Source organism: Yersinia entomophaga (assembly GCF_001656035.1).
GTDB classification, from domain to species: Bacteria; Pseudomonadota; Gammaproteobacteria; order Enterobacterales; family Enterobacteriaceae; genus Yersinia; species Yersinia entomophaga.
Window position 1 is genome coordinate 1,536,224 of record NZ_CP010029.1, and the last position, 21,338, is coordinate 1,557,561.

The window sequence follows — 21,338 nt, forward strand, 5'->3', positions numbered from 1 at the left end:
ATGGGGTCTTGGCTTGATTTGATGCCTGGCAGTGTCCTACTCTCGCATGGGGAGACCCCACACTACCATCGGCGCTACGGCGTTTCACTTCTGAGTTCGGCATGGGATCAGGTGGGACCACCGCGCTATTGCCGCCAGGCAAATTCTGTTTCAATCAACCCGCCACGTGATTTACACCACACAGCCAGTCAATCCAATCTGTTAACAATGCTGAAAATCAAAACGCTCTCTAAAACACCTTCGGTGTTGTAAGGTTAAGCCTCACGGATCATTAGTACTGGTTAGCTCAATGCATCGCTGCACTTACACACCCAGCCTATCAACGTCATAGTCTTTAACGTTCCTTCAGGGGGCATGAAGCCCCAGGGAAGACTCATCTTGAGGCAAGTTTCGCGCTTAGATGCTTTCAGCGCTTATCTTTTCCGCATTTAGCTACCGGGCAATGCCATTGGCATGACAACCCGAACACCAGTGATGCGTCCACTCCGGTCCTCTCGTACTAGGAGCAGCCCCTCTCAATCTTCCAACGCCCACGGCAGATAGGGACCGAACTGTCTCACGACGTTCTAAACCCAGCTCGCGTACCACTTTAAATGGCGAACAGCCATACCCTTGGGACCTACTTCAGCCCCAGGATGTGATGAGCCGACATCGAGGTGCCAAACACCGCCGTCGATATGAACTCTTGGGCGGTATCAGCCTGTTATCCCCGGAGTACCTTTTATCCGTTGAGCGATGGCCCTTCCATTCAGAACCACCGGATCACTAAGACCTACTTTCGTACCTGCTCGAGCCGTCACTCTCGCAGTCAAGCTAGCTTATGCCTTTGCACTAACCTCACGATGTCCGACCGTGATTAGCTAACCTTCGTGCTCCTCCGTTACTCTTTGGGAGGAGACCGCCCCAGTCAAACTACCCACCAGACACTGTCCTCACCCCAGATTATGGGGCCGAGTTAGAACATCAAACATTAAAGGGTGGTATTTCAAGGTTGGCTCCACGCAGACTGGCGTCCACGCTTCGATGCCTCCCACCTATCCTACACATCAAGGCTCAATGTTCAGTGTCAAGCTATAGTAAAGGTTCACGGGGTCTTTCCGTCTTGCCGCGGGTACACTGCATCTTCACAGCGAGTTCAATTTCACTGAGTCTCGGGTGGAGACAGCCTGGCCATCATTACGCCATTCGTGCAGGTCGGAACTTACCCGACAAGGAATTTCGCTACCTTAGGACCGTTATAGTTACGGCCGCCGTTTACTGGGGCTTCGATCAAGAGCTTCGCCTTGCGGCTGACCCCATCAATTAACCTTCCAGCACCGGGCAGGCGTCACACCGTATACGTCCACTTTCGTGTTTGCACAGTGCTGTGTTTTTATTAAACAGTTGCAGCCAGCTGGTATCTGCGACTGGCTTCAGCTCCGAGAGCAAGTCTCTTCACCTAGCGCCAGCGTGCCTTCTCCCGAAGTTACGGCACCATTTTGCCTAGTTCCTTCACCCGAGTTCTCTCAAGCGCCTGAGTATTCTCTACCTGACCACCTGTGTCGGTTTGGGGTACGATTCAATGTTACCTGATGCTTAGAGGCTTTTCCTGGAAGCTTGGCATCAACTACTTCTGCACCGTGGTGCATCGTCATCACGCCTCAGGGTTGATGGTTTTCCGGATTTACCAGGAACACCCCCCTACACGCTTAAACCGGGACAACCGTCGCCCGGCTAGCCTAGCCTTCTCCGTCCCCCCTTCGCAGTAACACCAAGTACAGGAATATTAACCTGTTTCCCATCGACTACGCTTTTCAGCCTCGCCTTAGGGGTCGACTCACCCTGCCCCGATTAACGTTGGACAGGAACCCTTGGTCTTCCGGCGTGCGGGTTTTTCACCCGCATTATCGTTACTTATGTCAGCATTCGCACTTCTGATACCTCCAGCAGTCCTCACAGACTACCTTCAACGGCTTACAGAACGCTCCCCTACCCAACAACACCTAAGTGTCGTTGCCGCAGCTTCGGTGCATGGTTTAGCCCCGTTACATCTTCCGCGCAGGCCGACTCGACCAGTGAGCTATTACGCTTTCTTTAAATGATGGCTGCTTCTAAGCCAACATCCTGGCTGTCTATGCCTTCCCACATCGTTTCCCACTTAACCATGACTTTGGGACCTTAGCTGGCGGTCTGGGTTGTTTCCCTCTTCACGACGGACGTTAGCACCCGCCGTGTGTCTCCCGTGATAACATTCTTCGGTATTCGGAGTTTGCATCGGTTTGGTAATCCGGGATGGACCCCTAGCCGAAACAGTGCTCTACCCCCGAAGATGAGTTCACGAGGCGCTACCTAAATAGCTTTCGGGGAGAACCAGCTATCTCCCGGTTTGATTGGCCTTTCACCCCCAGCCACAAGTCATCCGCTAATTTTTCAACATTAGTCGGTTCGGTCCTCCAGTTAGTGTTACCCAACCTTCAACCTGCCCATGGCTAGATCACCGGGTTTCGGGTCTATACCTTGCAACTAGACGCCCAGTTAAGACTCGGTTTCCCTACGGCTCCCCTATACGGTTAACCTTGCTACAAAATATAAGTCGCTGACCCATTATACAAAAGGTACGCAGTCACACCACGAAGGTGCTCCCACTGCTTGTACGTACACGGTTTCAGGTTCTATTTCACTCCCCTCGCCGGGGTTCTTTTCGCCTTTCCCTCACGGTACTGGTTCACTATCGGTCAGTCAGGAGTATTTAGCCTTGGAGGATGGTCCCCCCATATTCAGACAGGATGTCACGTGTCCCGCCCTACTCATCGAGTTCACAGCATGTGCATTTTTGTGTACGGGACTATCACCCTGTACCGTGCGACTTTCCAGACGCTTCCACTAACACACAAACTGATTCAGACTCTGGGCTCCTCCCCGTTCGCTCGCCGCTACTAGGGGAATCTCGGTTGATTTCTTTTCCTCGGGGTACTTAGATGTTTCAGTTCCCCCGGTTCGCCTCGTTAGACTATGTATTCATCTAACGATAGTGCAACGAATTGCACTGGGTTTCCCCATTCGGGTATCGTCGGTTGTAACGCTTCATATCAGCTTACCGACGCTTTTCGCAGATTAGCACGCCCTTCATCGCCTCTGACTGCCTAGGCATCCACCGTGTACGCTTAGTCGCTTAACCTCACAACCCGAAGGTGTCTTTCGACATCATCGTGCTGCGATTATTGAGAGACTCTACCTGCAGATGACTCCTTGTCTCGGTAAATCTACGGAGAGACAAGTTTTAGCTGCAGTGTTTCAATTTTCAGCTTGTTCCAGATTGTTAAAGAGCAATATCTTAAACACGACTCGTTAAAGTCATCTTTAAGATATTCAGTTGATAATGTCTTTCACTCATTATCGGATGGCGTCCCCAAGGGGATTCGAACCCCTGTTACCGCCGTGAAAGGGCGGTGTCCTAGGCCTCTAGACGATGGGGACACAGGAAATTCCGACTAAATCAAAAACTTAATCGTTTCTCGTGTCATCATGAGTCGAAACTCACGACATCAACAGGTGCTCTTGCTCATTACTATTATCAGACAATCTGTGTGGACACGGCGCAATGCGTATCATTAGGTAAGGAGGTGATCCAACCGCAGGTTCCCCCACGGTTACCTTGTTACGACTTCACCCCAGTCATGAATCACAAAGTGGTAAGCGCCCTCCCGAAGGTTAAGCTACCTACTTCTTTTGCAACCCACTCCCCATGGTGTGACGGGCGGTGTGTACAAGGCCCGGGAACGTATTCACCGTAGCATTCTGATCTACGATTACTAGCGATTCCGACTTCATGGAGTCGAGTTGCAGACTCCAATCCGGACTACGACAGACTTTATGTGGTCCGCTTGCTCTCGCGAGTTCGCTTCACTTTGTATCTGCCATTGTAGCACGTGTGTAGCCCTACTCGTAAGGGCCATGATGACTTGACGTCATCCCCACCTTCCTCCGGTTTATCACCGGCAGTCTCCCTTGAGTTCCCACCATGACGTGCTGGCAACAAAGGATAAGGGTTGCGCTCGTTGCGGGACTTAACCCAACATTTCACAACACGAGCTGACGACAGCCATGCAGCACCTGTCTCACAGTTCCCGAAGGCACCGAAGCATCTCTGCTACGTTCTGTGGATGTCAAGAGTAGGTAAGGTTCTTCGCGTTGCATCGAATTAAACCACATGCTCCACCGCTTGTGCGGGCCCCCGTCAATTCATTTGAGTTTTAACCTTGCGGCCGTACTCCCCAGGCGGTCGACTTAACGCGTTAGCTCCGGAAGCCACGCCTCAAGGGCACAACCTCCAAGTCGACATCGTTTACAGCGTGGACTACCAGGGTATCTAATCCTGTTTGCTCCCCACGCTTTCGCACCTGAGCGTCAGTCTTTGTCCAGGGGGCCGCCTTCGCCACCGGTATTCCTCCAGATCTCTACGCATTTCACCGCTACACCTGGAATTCTACCCCCCTCTACAAGACTCTAGCTTGCCAGTTTCAAATGCAGTTCCCAAGTTAAGCTCGGGGATTTCACATCTGACTTAACAAACCGCCTGCGTGCGCTTTACGCCCAGTAATTCCGATTAACGCTTGCACCCTCCGTATTACCGCGGCTGCTGGCACGGAGTTAGCCGGTGCTTCTTCTGCGAGTAACGTCAATCACTTCACGTATTAGGTGAAATGCCTTCCTCCTCGCTGAAAGTGCTTTACAACCTGAAGGCCTTCTTCACACACGCGGTATGGCTGCATCAGGCTTGCGCCCATTGTGCAATATTCCCCACTGCTGCCTCCCGTAGGAGTCTGGACCGTGTCTCAGTTCCAGTGTGGCTGGTCATCCTCTCAGACCAGCTAGGGATCGTCGCCTAGGTGAGCCATTACCTCACCTACTAGCTAATCCCATCTGGGCACATCCGATGGCGTGAGGCCCTAAGGTCCCCCACTTTGCTCTTGCGAGGTTATGCGGTATTAGCTACCGTTTCCAGTAGTTATCCCCCTCCATCAGGCAGTTTCCCAGACATTACTCACCCGTCCGCCGCTCGCCGGCAAAGTAGCAAGCTACTTTCCGCTGCCGCTCGACTTGCATGTGTTAGGCCTGCCGCCAGCGTTCAATCTGAGCCATGATCAAACTCTTCAATTTAAGATTTGTTTGATTTGCTACCGAAGTAGCGATGCTCAAAGATTACTTTCTGCAAATATGCATTCGAACCGAAGTTCAAATGTTTACTGCTTTGGTCACTCTTCAAGACTTGATATTTCTTCTGCCTGCCGAAACAGGCTTTGATATCGTCTTGCGAGTGCCCACACAGATTGTCTGATAAATTGTTAAAGAGCGTTCGTTACCCGTTCGCTTGTGGCGAATCTTACGGTAACGCGGGAGGCAGATAATACGCTTTCCCGCTGAAGTGTCAAGCTTTTCTTTTCAACTTTCGTTTTAAGAACCGGCGTTTCCGCCTGCTTAACACTTCCTGACCCGGCGAAGTTTGTTTCGTTGTTCCCGGTCAGTGGAGGCGCATTATAGGGAGTTCCTGACAGGCTGCAACCCCTAATTTCAAATAATTTTCCAACCGGCTTTTTTTTCAACGAATTGCGGCGAGAATCATCATTTTTGCTATTTTTTATACTGCATTTGCGAGAATTCACGGGCGAAACTGCTTACCTGCTGCCAATCGGTGTATTCCACTTCTTTACTGGTATCTGTTTCTCCGCCGGTCATGCGCATAATAAGTTGAATCATGACCCGATCAAACCAGCGATAGCGTGGATAACGCAGCGCTCCAGCGAAGACGCCGCAGAGTGTCGGCTGCCAAGGCGAGCTTGCCAGGAACTTACGCACATAAGAATTGGTTTGGGGCGTGCGCTTCTCCGGTTTGCGCGCCGTCAGGTTCACGGCAAAGAAAGCGCTCGGCATAGTATTCAATTGTTCCAGGTGTTGGGTGATGAACTTCGTCAGCACTTTATCGAAGTGCCCATAACGAATAGAAGCTCCGATCATGACCTGTTGGTACTGCCCGAGATCGATATTCCCTACTAATGCCAGATCCTGTACGTCACAATTGACCATCGCGGATAATTCATTAGCCATATAAGAAGAAATAGCCTGAGTTTGCCCATCACGGCTGGAGTAAAGTATCAATGCCTTCATAACTACTTTTTCCTAATTCAAAGTTACTCGCGCCAGAATGTTGGCGTAAACAGTACCAGTAGGGTGAATACTTCCAATCGACCAAACAACATGGTTATCACCAGTATCCATTTAGCTGCGGCATTCATTGAGGTGAAGTTATCTGCTACCACCCCCAAGCCCGGCCCAAGGTTATTCAGCGTCGCAGTGACGGCAGCAAAAGCAGAAAACTCATCCACACCGGTAGCAATGATCGCCAACATACTAATGATGAACACCAGTGCGTAAGCAGAGAAGAATCCCCAGACCGCTTCCAGAATACGTTCCGGTAGCGCACGACGCCCCAGTTTGATGGTGTAAACCGCGTTCGGGTGAACCAACCGCTTTAATTCTCGCGAACCCTGCAGATACAGTAAAAGGATACGAATCACTTTAAGGCCACCGCCGGTTGAACCTGCACAACCGCCGATAAAAGCGGAACATAATAGAAGGATAGGAAGGAATAGCGGCCATTTGGCAATGCTATCGGTAGTAAAGCCCGCGGTCGTGGCCATAGATACCACTTGGAAAAACGCCTGATTCAGAGTTTCCAGACCGGATTTGTACACGCTGTGCTGCCACAAAACCAAAGTACAAACGACTACCAGCGTCAGTTGTACAAAGATAAACATCCGGAATTCGGGATCGCGCCAATACACTTTCAGGCTGCGCCCGCTCAGTACGGCAAAGTGCAGGCCGAAGTTACACCCCGAGATCAGCAAGAAGATGGCAATGATAGTGTTAATCGTTGGGCTGGCGAAATAACCGATACTGGCGTCATGAGTTGAGAAACCGCCAATAGCTATAGTTGAGAAACTATGCGAAATCGCATCGAACACCGACATCCCCGCCCCCCACAGGGAAAGCGCGCAGGCAATGGTGAGGAGCACATAAATAAGCCACAGGGTTTTTGCCGTTTCCGCAATTCGCGGTCGCATTTTATTATCTTTCAACGGCCCCGGCATTTCTGCCCGATACAGCTGCATTCCCCCGACGCCCAATATGGGCAAAATCGCTACGGCCAACACGATGATTCCCATTCCCCCCAGCCATTGCAGCATTTGCCGATAGAACAGAATGGCCTTGGGTAAAGAATCCAACCCGACCAGCGTAGTAGCGCCGGTCGTTGTCAGGCCGGAAAACGATTCGAAAAAGGCATCGGTAACCGAAAGGTTGGGTCGCTCAGAAAAAAGAAACGGCAAAGCCCCGACGCTGCCCAGCACCGTCCAGAACAGAACCACAATCAAAAAGCCCTCGCGAGGCTTCAGTTCATGTTTCTGTTTACGGTTGGGAAGCCAGAGAAACAGGCCAATCACCAGGGCAACAAAGAAGGTTTGACTGAAGGCACGACCGGCACCATCACGATAGATCAACGCCACCAGTCCGGGAATAAACATAGTTCCGGAGAATAAGATGACCAGCAGACCAACAATACGGGTTATGGCACGAAAATGCATTCCGGCACGTTCCTTAGCAATTCATTGGATGGGGATTATTGCGAAATGGGCGTCAATTGCAACGAACCACGACTCAGATCGCGTAATTTCTCCCCGACCTGACTGGCCTGAGTCGCCGGTAAAGAGAGACGGAGATTGACCTGCGCGCCATAATTACCCTGTAAAATCTGACCATCAACCTGTTGTAGCAGTGATTCCACCATCGCCAACTGCGCGTAATCACATAACAAAGTATATTCCACCTGCGGCACTTTATACTTTACTTCGATTTGTTTCAGCGCTTGCTGCACTCCGCTGCCGTAGGCTTTGACCAGCCCGCCGGTGCCCAGTTTTATGCCGCCGTAGTAGCGAACGACCACTGCGGTTATTTCACCGATATGACTCCCCATCAGCTGTGCCAGTATGGGTTTACCCGCGGTTCCCGATGGCTCGCCGTCGTCCGAAAACCCTAGCTGCTGAGAATCTGTCGGTGCGCCAGCGACAAAAGCCCAGCAATGATGCCGGGCCGTTGGGTGCTCTTCTTTTATCTGCTGAATAAATGCTTTGGCTTCATTCACTCCGTTGGTATGTGCCAGCAGAGTGATAAAACGACTTTTCTTGATTTCTTCAGTGACGCTGACGGAAGCCGCCGGAATAAGAAAAGGCTGCATTAAGCCAGATTCAGATCGCGCGTCATATTCTCAACCCGCTTTTCATGGATAACGATATTGTCTTCAATACGGATGCCGCCATAAGGTTTCATCGCATCAATACGTTCCCAATTAAAATGCTTGCTGAACTCGCCGCTACGCCAAGGTGCCAATAGTGACTCAATGAAGTAGATACCCGGCTCGATGGTTAATACCATGCGCGGTTCGAGAATTCGGGTGCAACGCAGATACGGATACTTCGACGGTGCAGCCAGATGGCTACCTGTATCATCCTGCATAAAACCAGCCGAATCATGTACCTGTAGACCTAACGGATGACCCAAGCCGTGTGGCAGGAATGGGCAGGTCAAACCTTGTTCGACCATCGCTTCTTCACTGATATCCACCACTAATTTATGGGTGCGTAACAGTTTGGCCAAACGTTGATGCATTTGCAGATGGTAATCGGTATAGCGCACGCCGCTTTTAATGGTGCCAATCAGCGCCAGTTGTTCGGCATTCAGATCTTTGATTAACGCCGCAAAATCGCTTTTGCCGTTCGCCGCATAGGTTCGGGTCAAATCTGCCGCATAGCCGTTGTATTCCGCGCCAGCATCCATCAAAAAACTGCGCATTTCGGCCGGTGGTTGATGCTGCAATTTGGTGTAATGCAGCACCGCAGCATGCTCGTTCAGCGCAACGATGTTGTCATAAGGGACATCGGTATCGCGATGACCGGTAGCCATCAGATAGGCCAGATTGATATCAAACTCGCTCATGCCAGACAGAAAAGCTTCGTGAGCGGCGCGATGCCCAACTACCGCAGTTTTTTGCGCTTCACGCATACAAGCAAGTTCATAGTCGGTTTTATACGAACGATGATAGTGGAGGTAATCCAACACCGGCTTCGGATTGATATTTTCCATCGAGATACCCAAGCCACGAGCACGCTCCTGCGCATAGCCAATATAGGCAACTCGTTGACGCTGTTGTGGTAATAAACCAGCGATATCATCCGCTTTAGTTAACGGGAATATTTCGATGGATTTGGTCCAGAAGCTATCAGGCAAAGGTTCCACGCAGTGCCAGTAATCCACCGGTGAATAGAACCATAATTTTGGCGTATTAACACCATCGACCCATAACCAGCAGTTCGGTACTTCAGTCACCGGCACCCAAGCTTTAAACTGCGCGTTTGCCTTAAACGGATAATCGCGGTCATCAAGGAAAATGCGCTGCAACTCCCCGGAATGAATCAGTAAAGCATCAAGCTGATTGCGCTCTAATACTTCACGCGTGCGTTGCTGTAGCGTGGATAAATGTTCGTTATATAAAGAAGCCAGCGTTTCCATCAAAGTACCCTTTGCCATTAGAACTTCAGGTTTTTTATCTTATCACAGTCATCGGAGCCGTGTTTTATCTACGCTTAACCGTGGGATTGCCCACTAAATCCTTAATAATCATTACTTATAGCTAGATTCGCGGGGAAAAATCTCGTGGAAATTACGTCATTATATTATCGATGACAGCAGGATATCGTTCAAACTTAGCTGCCAATGAAATAATTAACCAGCATATAAAACAACAATAAATATTATATATATCAATGTATTCACCAAACCTTTGTGATCCTTGCTGCAAAAAAACAAACTCTTATTTGCATTTATTTAACAAAAAAACCACACTTCCTGAATATCTGGTCATACCAGATCACATGCGCTTATTCAGGAGATAGATATGCTCTACCAAAGCGAAACGCTACAGCTGCACTGGCTTGAAAACGGTATTGCCGAGTTGGTGTTCGATGCACCTGGCTCTGTCAATAAACTAGATACCAAAACCGTGGCCAGTTTAGGGGAAGCCCTAGGCGTGCTGGAAAAACAAACTGAACTCAAAGGGTTGCTGCTACGTTCCAATAAAGCAGCCTTTATTGTCGGTGCGGATATCACCGAATTTCTCTCTCTGTTTAATGCCCCGCCGGAAAAACTGCATGAATGGCTGGTTTTTGCCAACAACACCTTTAACCGACTGGAAGACTTGCCGGTTCCGACGCTGTCCGCGATCACAGGCTATGCGTTAGGCGGTGGCTGCGAGTGCGTGTTAGCCACTGATTTTCGTATCGCTTCCCCAGAGGCTCGCATCGGTTTGCCTGAAACCAAACTGGGCATCATGCCTGGCTTTGGAGGCTCCGTGCGTTTACCGCGCCTGTTGGGAGCCGATGGCGCATTAGAAATTATTGCAGCAGGTAAAGATGTTAACGCAGCCGAAGCGTTGAAAATTGGGCTGGTTGATGCCGTAGTCACTCAGGAAAAACTGATTCCGGCCGCATTGAGCATGTTGAATCAGGCAATTGCAGGCAAGTTAGACTGGCAGGCCGCTCGTCGTCCTAAGCTGGAACCGCTGAAACTGAATTCAACCGAAGCCGCCATGTGCTTCACCATCGCCAAAGGCATGGTAATGAAAGTGGCAGGCAAACATTATCCGGCGCCAATTACCGCAGTAAAGACCATTGAAGCCGCAGCCAAATTTGGTCGTGAAGAAGCGCTGAAGCTGGAAACCAACAGCTTTGTGCCACTGGCTGGTTCGGATGTAGCCCGCGCATTGGTGAGTATCTTCCTCAATGACCAATACGTAAAAGGCAAAGCGAAAAAGCTGACTAAAGGCATTACTGCGCCAAAACAGGCTGCGGTATTGGGTGCAGGAATTATGGGCGGCGGCATCGCTTATCAATCTGCGCTAAAAGGCGTGCCGGTCATCATGAAAGATATCAGCGAAAAATCGCTGGATCTGGGAATGAACGAAGCAGCCAAGTTGCTGAATAAACAACTGGAACGCGGCAAGCTAGATGGTTTAAAAATGGCGAAGACGCTCGCAACCATTCACCCAACGCTGGATTATGCCGGTATTGAACGCGCGCAGATTATCGTTGAGGCAGTAGTCGAGAATCCTAAAGTTAAGGCCGCCGTTTTAAGTGAAGTGGAAGGACTTATCGGAGAAGAGACTGTCCTCGCTTCGAATACCTCGACCATTCCTATTAATGAACTGGCTAAATCACTTAAGCGGCCGGAAAACTTCTGCGGTATGCATTTCTTCAACCCGGTTCACCGGATGCCGTTGGTAGAAATTATCCGTGGCGAGAAGACTTCGGAAAAAACTATTGCGACCGTAGTGGCCTATGCCACCCAAATGGGGAAAACCCCGATTGTCGTCAATGATTGCCCAGGTTTCTTCGTTAACCGCGTATTGTTCCCGTATTTATACGGTTTCGGCATGCTGGTACGCGACGGCGTAGATTTCCGTCAGATTGATAAAGTCATGGAGAAACAGTTCGGCTGGCCGATGGGCCCTGCTTATCTTCTTGATGTGGTAGGGATTGATACTGCTCATCATGCTCAAGCCGTTATGGCGCTCGGTTTCCCTGAACGCATGGGCAAAGATTACCGCGATGCCATCGATGTACTGTTTGAAAACCAGCGTTACGGTCAGAAAAACGGTATTGGTTTCTATCGCTACACGCAGGATGCCAAAGGCAAACCGCGTAAAGAAAACGATGATGCTATCGACGGGTTGCTGGCTCCGGTCAGCCAGCCACGCCACACTCTCAGCGACGAAGAGATCATCGCCCGAGCGATGATCCCAATGATTAACGAAGTGGTGCGTTGCCTGGAAGAAGGCATTATTGCCAGCCCGGCCGAAGGGGATATGGCGCTGGTGTACGGCCTTGGTTTCCCTCCGTTCCACGGCGGCGTGTTCCGCTATCTGGACACTCTGGGCACCACTAAATATGTGGAAATGGCGCAGCGTTATGCCGATTTGGGTGCGCTTTACCACGTACCCGCCGGGCTGAGAGCCAAAGCCGAGCGTAACGAAACCTATTATCCCGTAGCGGCAACGCTGCCTGATATCTCCACTGACCAACCGGCATGAGGTCTGAAAAAATGGAAAACGTAGTCATTATTGACGCCGTCCGTACTCCGATGGGTCGCTCCAAGGGCGGCGCATTCCGTAACGTACGCGCCGAAGATCTTTCTGCCCATTTGATGCGCGCAGTGTTAAGCCGCAACCCAGCGCTGAATGCCGGTGAAATCGACGACATTTATTGGGGATGTGTGCAACAAACGCTGGAGCAAGGCTTCAACATCGCTCGTAACGCTTCTTTACTGGCAGAAATTCCACACAATGTGGCCGCAGTTACCGTTAACCGTCTGTGTGGTTCATCCATGCAGGCTCTCCATGACGGCGCGCGCGCTATTATGGTCGGTGATGCGCAAATCTGTCTGATTGGCGGCGTGGAACATATGGGTCACGTTCCAATGAATCACGGCGTTGATTTCCATCCAGGAATGGGTCGTTCAGTGGCTAAAGCAGCCGGAATGATGGGCTTAACCGCTGAAATGCTGGCAAAAATTCACCAGATTAGCCGTGAAGATCAGGATCAATTCGCCGTGCGCTCTCACCAGCGCGCTGAGGCAGCGACGCGCTCTGGCGCATTCGCCAAAGAGATTGTTCCAACCAATGGCCACGATGCCGACGGCGTATTAAAACGTTTTGATTACGATGAAGTGATTCGTCCAGAAACCAATCTCGCCAGTCTGGCTGGCCTACGTCCGGCGTTCGATCCGGTCAATGGTACGGTGACAGCGGGTTCTTCGTCAGCATTATCAGACGGCGCTTCAGCCATGCTGATTATGAGCGAATCACGCGCCAAATCGCTGGGATTAAAGCCACGCGCTCGTATTCGCTCCATGGCCGTTGTCGGCTGCGATCCGTCCATTATGGGTTACGGCCCGGTGCCAGCCAGTCAACTGGCATTGAAACGCGCAGGTTTACGCATTCAGGATATCGATTTGTTTGAACTGAACGAAGCTTTCGCCGCTCAGGCACTGTCCTGCGTGAAGGGGCTGGGTCTACGGGAAAGTATGGATGACAAAGTGAACCTGAACGGTGGCGCAATCGCTCTGGGCCATCCATTGGGCTGCTCGGGTGCAAGAATTTCCACAACCTTACTGAATTTGATGGAACGTCGCGACGCCCAGTTTGGCCTAGCGACTATGTGCATTGGTTTAGGCCAAGGCATTGCGACCGTGATTGAACGCGTTTGATTAAAACAAACTGTAGGACCCGTTAATTCGGGTCCGTACCACCGCTGTACCTGGAGTTTAGTTGCCGTATTTTCCCGCCTGTCAGGGGCGGGCTTTTTTTGTTCCGGCAAAACGGTAACCGGAACACAGCGATAAAACCGTCAGATAAAGGCGAACGCATCGCCGTAAATATGCGCTTCCTGCGCACCGCGCTCTGCACAGAAACGTTCGCGAGCTATTTTGGCCATTTCAAAACGGCCAGCAATGTAAATATCCTGCTCCGCCAATGAACCATAATCCTGCAACACTGCACTTAATACCGTGCCCGTTCTGCCACGCCATTCGTCTTCTGGCTGTTCCACCACGGGAATGACCTTCAACTGAGGGTATTTGATCGAGAGCGCTTCCAGCTCGCTTAAATCATAAAGATGCTTGGATTCACGTCCGCCCCAATAAATCGATACTTCCCGATTTGGTTTTTCAGCCAGCGCCGCCAGCAGAATGGAACGGGCATAAGAGAAACCGGTGCCGCCCGCAATCAGGATCATTGGACGCTCGCTGCCTTCGCGGAACCAAGCTTCGCCGTGTGGAATATCCACATCCAACGTTTTCTCTTTCAGAATGCGATCCATCACCGCCATCGCATACAGATTTAACTCAGATGCGCCAATATGCAGCTCGATATAAGCCTGCTCTAATGGCGTTGACGCCATAGAGAATGGGCGCTTATCACGCTCATCCATCACCACCATCAGGTATTGACCAGCGCGGAAAGAAAACGCCGATTCTGGTACCAGTTGCACTCGGTATACCGTATCGGTAATGGCCTCTACGGAGGTTACTTTACAGCTCAATGTCGTCATGCGTTCCCTCTGTCGGGTCATCAAATGCAAAACTATGGACAAAAATCACGCAATCAGCGCTCAGGCTCTTTGTCACTGAATATGGCAAGCTCATCCCAGATCGCATCTACACGCGTGCGAACCTGCTCATCCATCTTGATAGGACGGCCCCATTCACGAGGGGTTTCTGCTGGCCATTTGTTAGTGGCATCCAGCCCCATTTTCGATCCAAGACCGGAAACCGGCGAGGCGAAATCCAAATAATCTATTGGGGTATTTTCAATTAATACCGTATCGCGCGCTGGGTCCATTCGGGTGGTAATCGCCCAAATCACGTCATTCCAGTCTCTGGCATTAATATCATCATCACAAACAATAACAAATTTGGTGTACATAAACTGTCGTAAAAATGACCACACGCCCATCATTACGCGCTTAGCATGACCCGCGTATTGTTTTTTGATTGTGACAACCGCTAAGCGGTAGGAACAGCCTTCCGGTGGCAAATAGAAATCAACGATTTCCGGAAACTGTTTTTGTAAAATAGGCACAAAAACTTCATTCAGCGCCACGCCCATCACCGCTGGCTCATCCGGCGGACGGCCGGTATAAGTGGAGTGATAAATCGCGTCTCTACGCTGAGTGATATGCGTCACGGTAAACACCGGGAAGCTGTCTATTTCGTTGTAATAACCGGTATGGTCGCCATAAGGACCTTCTGGCGCAATATGACCCTGCTCAATATATCCTTCCAAAACGATTTCTGCACTTGCAGGAACTTCAAGATCGTTGGAAATACATTTAACCACTTCGGTTTTATGCCCGCGTAATAAACCGGCAAAAGCGTATTCGGATAAGGTATCGGGAACGGGAGTTACGGCAGCCAGAATAGTTGCGGGATCGGCACCCAGCGCAACCGAAACCGGGAAACGTTCACCGGGGTGCGCCTCGCACCATTCCTGATAATCCAGCGCACCGCCACGGTGGGATAACCAACGCATAATTAGCTGATTTTTACCTAACACCTGTTGGCGATAAATACCGAGATTTTGCCGTTCTTTATGTGGCCCACGAGTGATCGTTAACCCCCAGGAAACCAAAGGCGCGGCGTCTTCAGGCCAGCAATGCATCACCGGAATGCGGCTGAGATCCACATCATCACCCTGCCAGATTTGCTCCTGACAAGGGGCTGAACTCAGACGCTTGGTCGGCATATTCAGCACTTGTTTGAATTTGGGTAACTTATCGAATAAATCGCGGAATCCCTTCGGCGGATCCGGTTCTTTCAGGAAGGCTAACAGTTTACCAACATCGCGCAATGCGCTGACATCTTCTTGCCCCATGCCCATCGCAACCCGTTTGGCTGTACCAAACAAATTACAAAGCACCGGCATCTCATAGCCTTTAGGGTTCTCGAACAACAACGCGGGGCCGCCAGCACGTAAAGTACGATCGGCGATTTCTGTCATTTCCAGATAAGGGTCAATCGGCTGGGTTATGCGTTTAAGCTCCCCCCTCTGTTCCAGCAACGAGAGGAAGTCGCGTAAGTCACGGTATTTCATGATGATCATTATGGCGGCCACAGGATGGGCCATTATAGGCTGTCTTTATAGCAGTTGCTGTCTTTTTGTTAAAAATGTATACCTGCTCGCTGTAAATGTAGAATCGCCATCCTCCAATAGTATTTTTACACTAGAAATCATGGTTTGCGAGTGGGCAAAGCCATGATTCTAGTCAGGTCTTTATCTGTCACTGACGGCGACTTGTAGATATCAGGTACGCCTCAGCGCGAACAGCCAATGTGGGATCATCACTGACACGAATCCCCTGCGGCAGCACTGTTGGAATAAATACTTTTTTATCGCATTGCTGATCGGTAACTGTCTCGATAAATAACCGCCCCATATTTACCTCACGCCGTTCAGCCGGCCAGGACTGCGTCGGGTCAATCAAATTATCACCTTTCTGCGCTACGATGGCGTACAGGTCGTATTCTATAGGCCCCTTGGCTAGGCGTTGCCGCAATTCCTCTTGCAAGAAATCCGGCGACTTTGCCTTCGCCTGCTCATCGCTTAACCCCTGCCGTCCTTCCACCGGCTCCATACGCCAGCGAACCGCATACTGGGACTGATCTTTATAAGTGATAAAGGTACTCCCGCCCCAATAGGGAATTGTAGCGTAGCTGGCAGGGACGGGCTGTGATGCAACATACTGAGCTTGGCGCAAAGTATGAGGATGGGATTGGTTAAATGTGTTCAATCGCTCTGGATTGGGCTTTCCTGTTTCGGGATCTGGCGTCCTGACCTTTAAAAACTCGATAAATTCCTGCGGGGTTCGAGCAAAAAAGAAAGGGGATGAGATCATAACTAACTGCCAGCGAGAGTGCTTCGTATTAACCAGCTCAAACGCCAGTCCACGCAAGTTTTTGGCGTTATCGGCGGCCTTAGGATTCCCCCCTCCGATTGAAAATCGACCGACAACATCAGACTGCTCGTTTTTACGCAATAAATCAGCCTGTGAAAGTTCAGTCCCTTCACCGCTGGCGATAAACTTACCTGAAAAACAAAAGCCTTTAGCATGGGACGCCCGCTGTTTACTGTGTCGGCCGAATACATCATTTAGAGCGTTAACCATCTGCTCAGCGGTGATTTCTTGGGGAACTGCGCCGGAAACGCTTGGCAAGCAACCAAAAGTAATTAGACATGAGAGCAAGGAAAAACTAACTTTTCGCATCGATTTTCTCCAACCATTTCTATCTTAGCTGTAATGAATCGCGACCATCATTACTGCATATAATTTAGAAAATTCTCTCATTTCAAGCGGGCTATGTTATTTAACTAATCATTAAAAATATTAGTAAAACTTACATCCATTGGTGCTTTCAGATGCGCGATACAAACTTTCCTATTATCCAAACAGGAGCAAACCAATCCGCAGCAAGACATTGCATTCAATTGGAACTGCTCCTGGCTGAAAAAAAATTATTGGCAATAGAATGGAACCCAATCCGCTAGCGGCCGAGTATCGTGATATTCCTGCGGCTCCTCGCCGTGATGGAATACTTTAAAACCCTTATCTAGCACGCTGAAATAGCTTAGCTCGTTGCCGCTAACGTGCAGCAGACTGCCCTCGCGTAAAGCCACGACTCTCTCGCCTGGATTAACCGCGCAAAACTCAGCTAATCGCTCATCTCGCGTTTCTCCCATATGGCCACTGATATGCGCATCAATATAATGTGGATTAATTTGCAGCGGGAATAGCCCCAGCGACGGTAAAACAACGCTATTACGAACCGGCATATCATTAGTGGTGCGAATACTCGGCGTAGCCACGTTACATCCTGCGCTCCAACCGACATAAGGCACATTGCGCTCGCGAACCACTCTCTGGATAGGAACGATCAGCCCTTTCTCATGCAGCATCTGATTTAGCATCCAGGTATTGCCGCCGCTGATTAAAATGCATTCCGCTTCGCCAATAGCCGCTACAGGGTCGGCGGCATGGTGAATACTGGTTACAGTTATGCCTAAGGTTTTTTCCAGTTCCTGAGCGCGTTGATCAAAATCGCTGCGGATCAATGCATAAGGGATAAGAACTGCTGAGGTAATTTTCCGGCTAGTGAGCATCACCCGAATACGATCTTTGGCATAACCAAGCAGTTCTGCGTCACCCGATACCTTGCCGTTACTCAGCAAAAACAACTCCATGACTCTCTCCTTTTACTATTCAACAGGACATATCTACATTAACTCGAGGCGACAATTCAGTTACACCGAGGATTAATAGGTTAGCCTTACTTATATCTGATTTCATATTTCAGGGTTGTGATACCTGCTGGGAAATCTGGTGTGCATGAATTAATTCACCATCACTACAAGGTATTCAATACTATTTTCAGCGGCTATATATCTGTTATCGCATTTGATATGCTGATGGATAGGATCTCGAGGCATATGAAATCATGGAATCTTGGTATTTATTATATTGTAAACGCGGACAAATCTTGCGAGCCAAAGAGCATTTAGAGCGTCAGCAAGTGGTGTGCCAAACGCCTATCGCTGCGGTCGAGAAGATTATTCGGGGCAAGCGTAAAGTGGTAGACGAGCCTTTGTTTCCCAATTATCTGTTCGTAAAATTTGATCCTGAGTGCATCCATACCACGACGATCAGCTCAACGCGGGGAGTCAGTAATTTTGTGCGTTTTGGCGCAGGGCCGGTTGTTGTCTCAGATTCGATTATTCAAGCTCTGCTCAACTATTCTCAGGAAGTGATTATCGATCCTGACACGCCTGCTTCTGGGGACAAAGTCCAGATTACTGAAGGGATTTTCGAAGGGTTACAGGCCATTTACGCAGAGCCAGACGGCGAAACGCGCTCAATGTTGCTTCTCAAAATCCTGAACAAAGAAGTTAGTCAAAGCCTGAGCAACAACCAGTTTGAGAAAATCTGATATCAATCTGAAAACATGACGAGGCAAGCGTGCTATAGCGCCTGCCTCGATATTAATGTCTAGCGCTGCATATGCTCATCATGCAGCCACTGAGCAACCTGCTTAGCGAAATAGGTTAATACCCCATCCGCGCCCGCACGTTTAAAGCATAGCAATGATTCCATTACCGCTGGTTTTTCCTGTAGCCAGCCGTTTTGAATCGCCGCCATATGCATCGCATACTCGCCAGAAACCTGATAAGCAAAGGTCGGAACGCCGAAAGTATCTTTAACACGGCGCACCACGTCCAGATACGGCATACCCGGTTTCACCATCACCATATCTGCGCCTTCCTGCAAGTCCTGCGCAATCTCTTGCAAAGCTTCGTCGCTATTGGCTGGGTCCATTTGATAGGTCTTTTTATTGCCACCTTTCAAATTGCCGCTCGAGCCAATCGCATCGCGGAATGGACCGTAGTAGCAGGAAGCATATTTTGCCGAATACGCCATGATTTGCGTATTAATCAACCCTTGAGCTTCCAGACAATCGCGAATCGCGCCAATCCGGCCATCCATCATATCGCTCGGCGCAACAATTTCAGCCCCCGCTTCCGCATGAGATAGCGCCTGACGCACCAGAATATCTTTGGTTATATCATTGATAACATAGCCATCTTCATCAATGATGCCGTCCTGACCGTGGGTGGTATAAGGGTCTAATGCCACATCGGTCAACAACCCTAGCTCCGGCACTGCGTCTTTTAACGCACGTACCGCTCGCTGCACCAAACCGTCAGGATTATAAGCTTCCTCTGCGTGTAAAGATTTGAAGCTCGACTCAATGACAGGGAACAGAGAAAGCACGGGAACACCAAGTTTCGCGACAGCTTCAGCTTCCTTCACCAGCAGATCGATAGTCATCCGCGAGACGCCCGGCATAGAAGGCACGGCCTCTTGTCGGTTAGTACCTTCCATCACAAACACGGGATAAATCAGGTCATTAACCGTCAGTTGATTCTCGGCAACCAGGCGGCGACTGAAATCGTGGCGACGAACGCGGCGCATACGACGACCTGGAAAAGTACCCGGAAATGCATAGCTCATTTTTCTCTCCTAACTCAAACCAACCGGAAAACCCGGCGAGCGTTTTCAGCAGTTTTCTGTCCTAGCCATTCAGGGTCTTCTTCTCGCCAGGCAGCAACCTGCCGGACGATGTGAGGCAGAAAACAGGGTTCATTGCGACGAGATGCAGGTTTAGGATGAAGATCCCGGGGCAATAAATAAGGGGCATCAGTTTCCAACAATAAACGTTCGGCAGGAATACGTGGCAATAAGGCTCGCAGCTCAAGACCACGGCGTTCATCACATACCCAACCGGTCATACCCACTGACAAACCCAGCGACAGACAATCATCCAACTCCGAAGCCGAGCCGGTAAAGCAGTGCACGACAGCCGCGGGGAGCTTTTCCAGCCAGGGAGACAACAGATGGACAAAGCGATGATGAGCATCGCGGCAATGTAAAAATACTGGCAGTGACAGTTCGGCTGCAAGAGCCAGTTGCGCAGTAAATGCCGTCTCTTGCTCTACAGGTGTAGAAAAGTTGCGGTTAAAATCCAACCCGCACTCCCCTACAGCGACGACAGAAGGTGAAGCCGCTAGAGCATGAATTTGCTGCTCAACCGACGCGTTCCAACTACTGGCATGATGGGGATGAACGCCTGCCGTTGACCAACAGTAATCAGGGTACTGGGCCGCCAATAGTGCAGCTTCATGGCTTTCTTCTGCGCTGGTGCCGGTAATCAATAGACCAGCGACTCCTGCTTCTTTTGCTCTTTCAACCACCTGATGTCTATCTTTAGCAAACTGTGTACTGGTTAAGTTGACGCCAATATCAAACATGGTTATCCCAAAACAGAAGCCGCCCAAAGGGGCGGCTTGACTTGTAAAACTGAAGCTTAAGGTGCTTTAGGTTGGTCTTCCTCGTCCTCATCCTCTTCTTCTGTCACCGGACGACGCTGCTTACCGACATAAAAACGGGCAAAAAAGACGCCAACCTCAAACAGAAGATACATTGGAATCGCGAGTAACGTTTGTGAGAAGACATCGGGCGGGGTCAACAACATCCCCACGACAAAAGCGCCCACGAGTACATAAGGACGTTTTTTCTTCAAATCTTCGGGGCTGGTTACGCCACTCCAACACAATAAGATAATCGCGATTGGCACTTCAAAGGAAATCCCGAAGGCCATAAACAAAGCCATAACAAAGCTGAGGTAATTATTGATGTCTGTCGCAATCATCACGCCTTCCGGCGCCGTTTTCGCAAAGAAACCAAAAGCCAACGGGAAAACGATAAAGTAGGCAAATGCCATTCCCAGATAGAACAGCAGGCTGCTGGAAACCAGCAACGGTGCCATCAAGCGTCGCTCATGCTTATACAGCGCCGGTGCGATAAATGCCCACACCTGATAAAGAATCATTGGCGCGGCAACAAAAACCGACACCATCATGGTGAGTTTTATCGGCGTAAAGAATGGCGATGCGACATCGGTCGCAATCATGCTGGCACCTTGCGGTAGCTGCTTTATCAACGGCGCTGAAACTAACTGGTAGATATCATTGGAAAAATAAACCAATGCTAAAAAAACCACCAATACGGTGATTATGCAATTCAATAACCGCTTACGCAGTTCTATCAGATGACTGATAAGAGGTTGGGTATCATCAACAGCCATGT

General features: G+C 50.0%; 15 protein-coding genes, 1 tRNA gene and 3 rRNA genes. 3 read left to right on the top strand and 16 right to left on the bottom strand.

Annotated elements, in window-relative coordinates; all coding sequences use genetic code 11:
* Positions 1–23: 23 nt before the first annotated feature.
* The 9 genes from rrf to pepQ form a co-directional block, all read right to left on the bottom strand.
* A 5S ribosomal RNA gene (rrf, locus tag PL78_RS06995) occupies positions 24–139 on the bottom strand.
* A 111-nt stretch (positions 140–250) separates the two neighbouring features.
* A 23S ribosomal RNA gene (locus PL78_RS07000) occupies positions 251–3,157 on the bottom strand.
* A 223-nt stretch (positions 3,158–3,380) separates the two neighbouring features.
* Positions 3,381–3,456 (bottom strand) — tRNA-Glu (locus PL78_RS07005).
* Between the two features lie 139 nt (positions 3,457–3,595).
* A 16S ribosomal RNA gene (locus PL78_RS07010) occupies positions 3,596–5,139 on the bottom strand.
* The 16S, 23S and 5S rRNA genes sit together here with 1 tRNA gene alongside, the layout of an rRNA operon.
* 185 nt (positions 5,140–5,324) lie before the next feature.
* Entirely contained in the window at positions 5,325–5,642 is a 318-nt protein-coding gene (locus PL78_RS20200; protein WP_145933959.1) for a hypothetical protein, read from the bottom strand.
* The gene (gene hemG / locus PL78_RS07015) at positions 5,611–6,144 is read right to left on the bottom strand and encodes a menaquinone-dependent protoporphyrinogen IX dehydrogenase (RefSeq protein ID WP_064514266.1); all 534 of its coding nucleotides are present in this window, start codon (positions 6,142–6,144) and stop codon (positions 5,611–5,613) included. Before hemG ends, PL78_RS20200 begins: the two co-directional genes overlap by 32 nt.
* Before the next feature lie 23 nt (positions 6,145–6,167).
* The gene (gene trkH, locus PL78_RS07020; RefSeq protein WP_064514267.1) at positions 6,168–7,619 is read right to left on the bottom strand and encodes a Trk system potassium transporter TrkH; all 1,452 of its coding nucleotides are present in this window, start codon (positions 7,617–7,619) and stop codon (positions 6,168–6,170) included.
* 35 nt (positions 7,620–7,654) lie between these two features.
* Entirely contained in the window at positions 7,655–8,269 is a 615-nt protein-coding gene (locus PL78_RS07025) for an IMPACT family protein (RefSeq protein ID WP_064514269.1), read from the bottom strand.
* On the bottom strand, positions 8,269–9,600 hold the full coding sequence (pepQ, locus tag PL78_RS07030) for a Xaa-Pro dipeptidase (RefSeq protein WP_064514271.1): 1,332 nt from the start codon (positions 9,598–9,600) through the stop codon (positions 8,269–8,271). The genes PL78_RS07025 and pepQ overlap by 1 nt, the downstream gene beginning before the upstream one ends.
* Before the next feature lie 385 nt (positions 9,601–9,985).
* On the opposite strand from pepQ, the gene fadB reads away from it, so the two are divergent.
* Both fadB and fadA read left to right on the top strand, forming a co-directional pair.
* A complete protein-coding gene (gene fadB, locus PL78_RS07035; protein WP_064514273.1) occupies positions 9,986–12,175 on the top strand; it encodes a fatty acid oxidation complex subunit alpha FadB in 2,190 nt (729 codons plus the stop codon).
* An 11-nt stretch (positions 12,176–12,186) separates the two neighbouring features.
* Complete coding sequence (gene fadA / locus PL78_RS07040) at positions 12,187–13,350, top strand: acetyl-CoA C-acyltransferase FadA (RefSeq protein WP_064514275.1); 1,164 nt, start codon at positions 12,187–12,189, stop codon at positions 13,348–13,350.
* 140 nt (positions 13,351–13,490) lie between these two features.
* On the opposite strand, the gene fre is transcribed toward fadA, so the two are convergent.
* From fre to pepE, 4 genes are all read right to left on the bottom strand, one after another.
* Entirely contained in the window at positions 13,491–14,192 is a 702-nt protein-coding gene (fre, locus tag PL78_RS07045; RefSeq protein WP_064514277.1) for an NAD(P)H-flavin reductase, read from the bottom strand.
* 53 nt (positions 14,193–14,245) lie between these two features.
* Positions 14,246–15,742, bottom strand: coding sequence for a 4-hydroxy-3-polyprenylbenzoate decarboxylase (ubiD, locus tag PL78_RS07050; protein ID WP_064518312.1), 1,497 nt, complete (start codon positions 15,740–15,742; stop codon positions 14,246–14,248).
* Between the two features lie 178 nt (positions 15,743–15,920).
* The gene (locus PL78_RS07055; RefSeq protein ID WP_064514279.1) at positions 15,921–16,904 is read right to left on the bottom strand and encodes a catalase family peroxidase; all 984 of its coding nucleotides are present in this window, start codon (positions 16,902–16,904) and stop codon (positions 15,921–15,923) included.
* Between the two features lie 248 nt (positions 16,905–17,152).
* Positions 17,153–17,878 carry a dipeptidase PepE gene (gene pepE, locus PL78_RS07060; protein ID WP_064514281.1) on the bottom strand — a complete coding sequence of 242 codons (726 nt, stop codon included), beginning with the start codon at positions 17,876–17,878 and terminating at the stop codon, positions 17,153–17,155.
* Between the two features lie 254 nt (positions 17,879–18,132).
* Between pepE and rfaH the strand changes: the two genes are divergently transcribed.
* Positions 18,133–18,621 carry a transcription/translation regulatory transformer protein RfaH gene (rfaH, locus tag PL78_RS07065; protein ID WP_064514283.1) on the top strand — a complete coding sequence of 163 codons (489 nt, stop codon included), beginning with the start codon at positions 18,133–18,135 and terminating at the stop codon, positions 18,619–18,621.
* Between the two features lie 59 nt (positions 18,622–18,680).
* Here the strand turns inward: rfaH and hemB are convergent, their stop codons facing one another.
* The 3 genes from hemB to tatC are packed head-to-tail and all read right to left on the bottom strand — an operon-like array spanning position 18,681 to position 21,336.
* Positions 18,681–19,703, bottom strand: a complete 1,023-nt coding sequence (hemB, locus tag PL78_RS07070; protein ID WP_064514285.1) for a porphobilinogen synthase — start codon at positions 19,701–19,703, stop codon at positions 18,681–18,683.
* Positions 19,704–19,717: 14 nt separating this feature from the next.
* The gene (tatD, locus tag PL78_RS07075) at positions 19,718–20,500 is read right to left on the bottom strand and encodes a 3'-5' ssDNA/RNA exonuclease TatD (protein WP_064514287.1); all 783 of its coding nucleotides are present in this window, start codon (positions 20,498–20,500) and stop codon (positions 19,718–19,720) included.
* A 56-nt stretch (positions 20,501–20,556) separates the two neighbouring features.
* The gene (gene tatC / locus PL78_RS07080) at positions 20,557–21,336 is read right to left on the bottom strand and encodes a Sec-independent protein translocase subunit TatC (RefSeq protein WP_064514289.1); all 780 of its coding nucleotides are present in this window, start codon (positions 21,334–21,336) and stop codon (positions 20,557–20,559) included.
* Between the last annotated feature and the right edge of the window lie 2 nt (positions 21,337–21,338).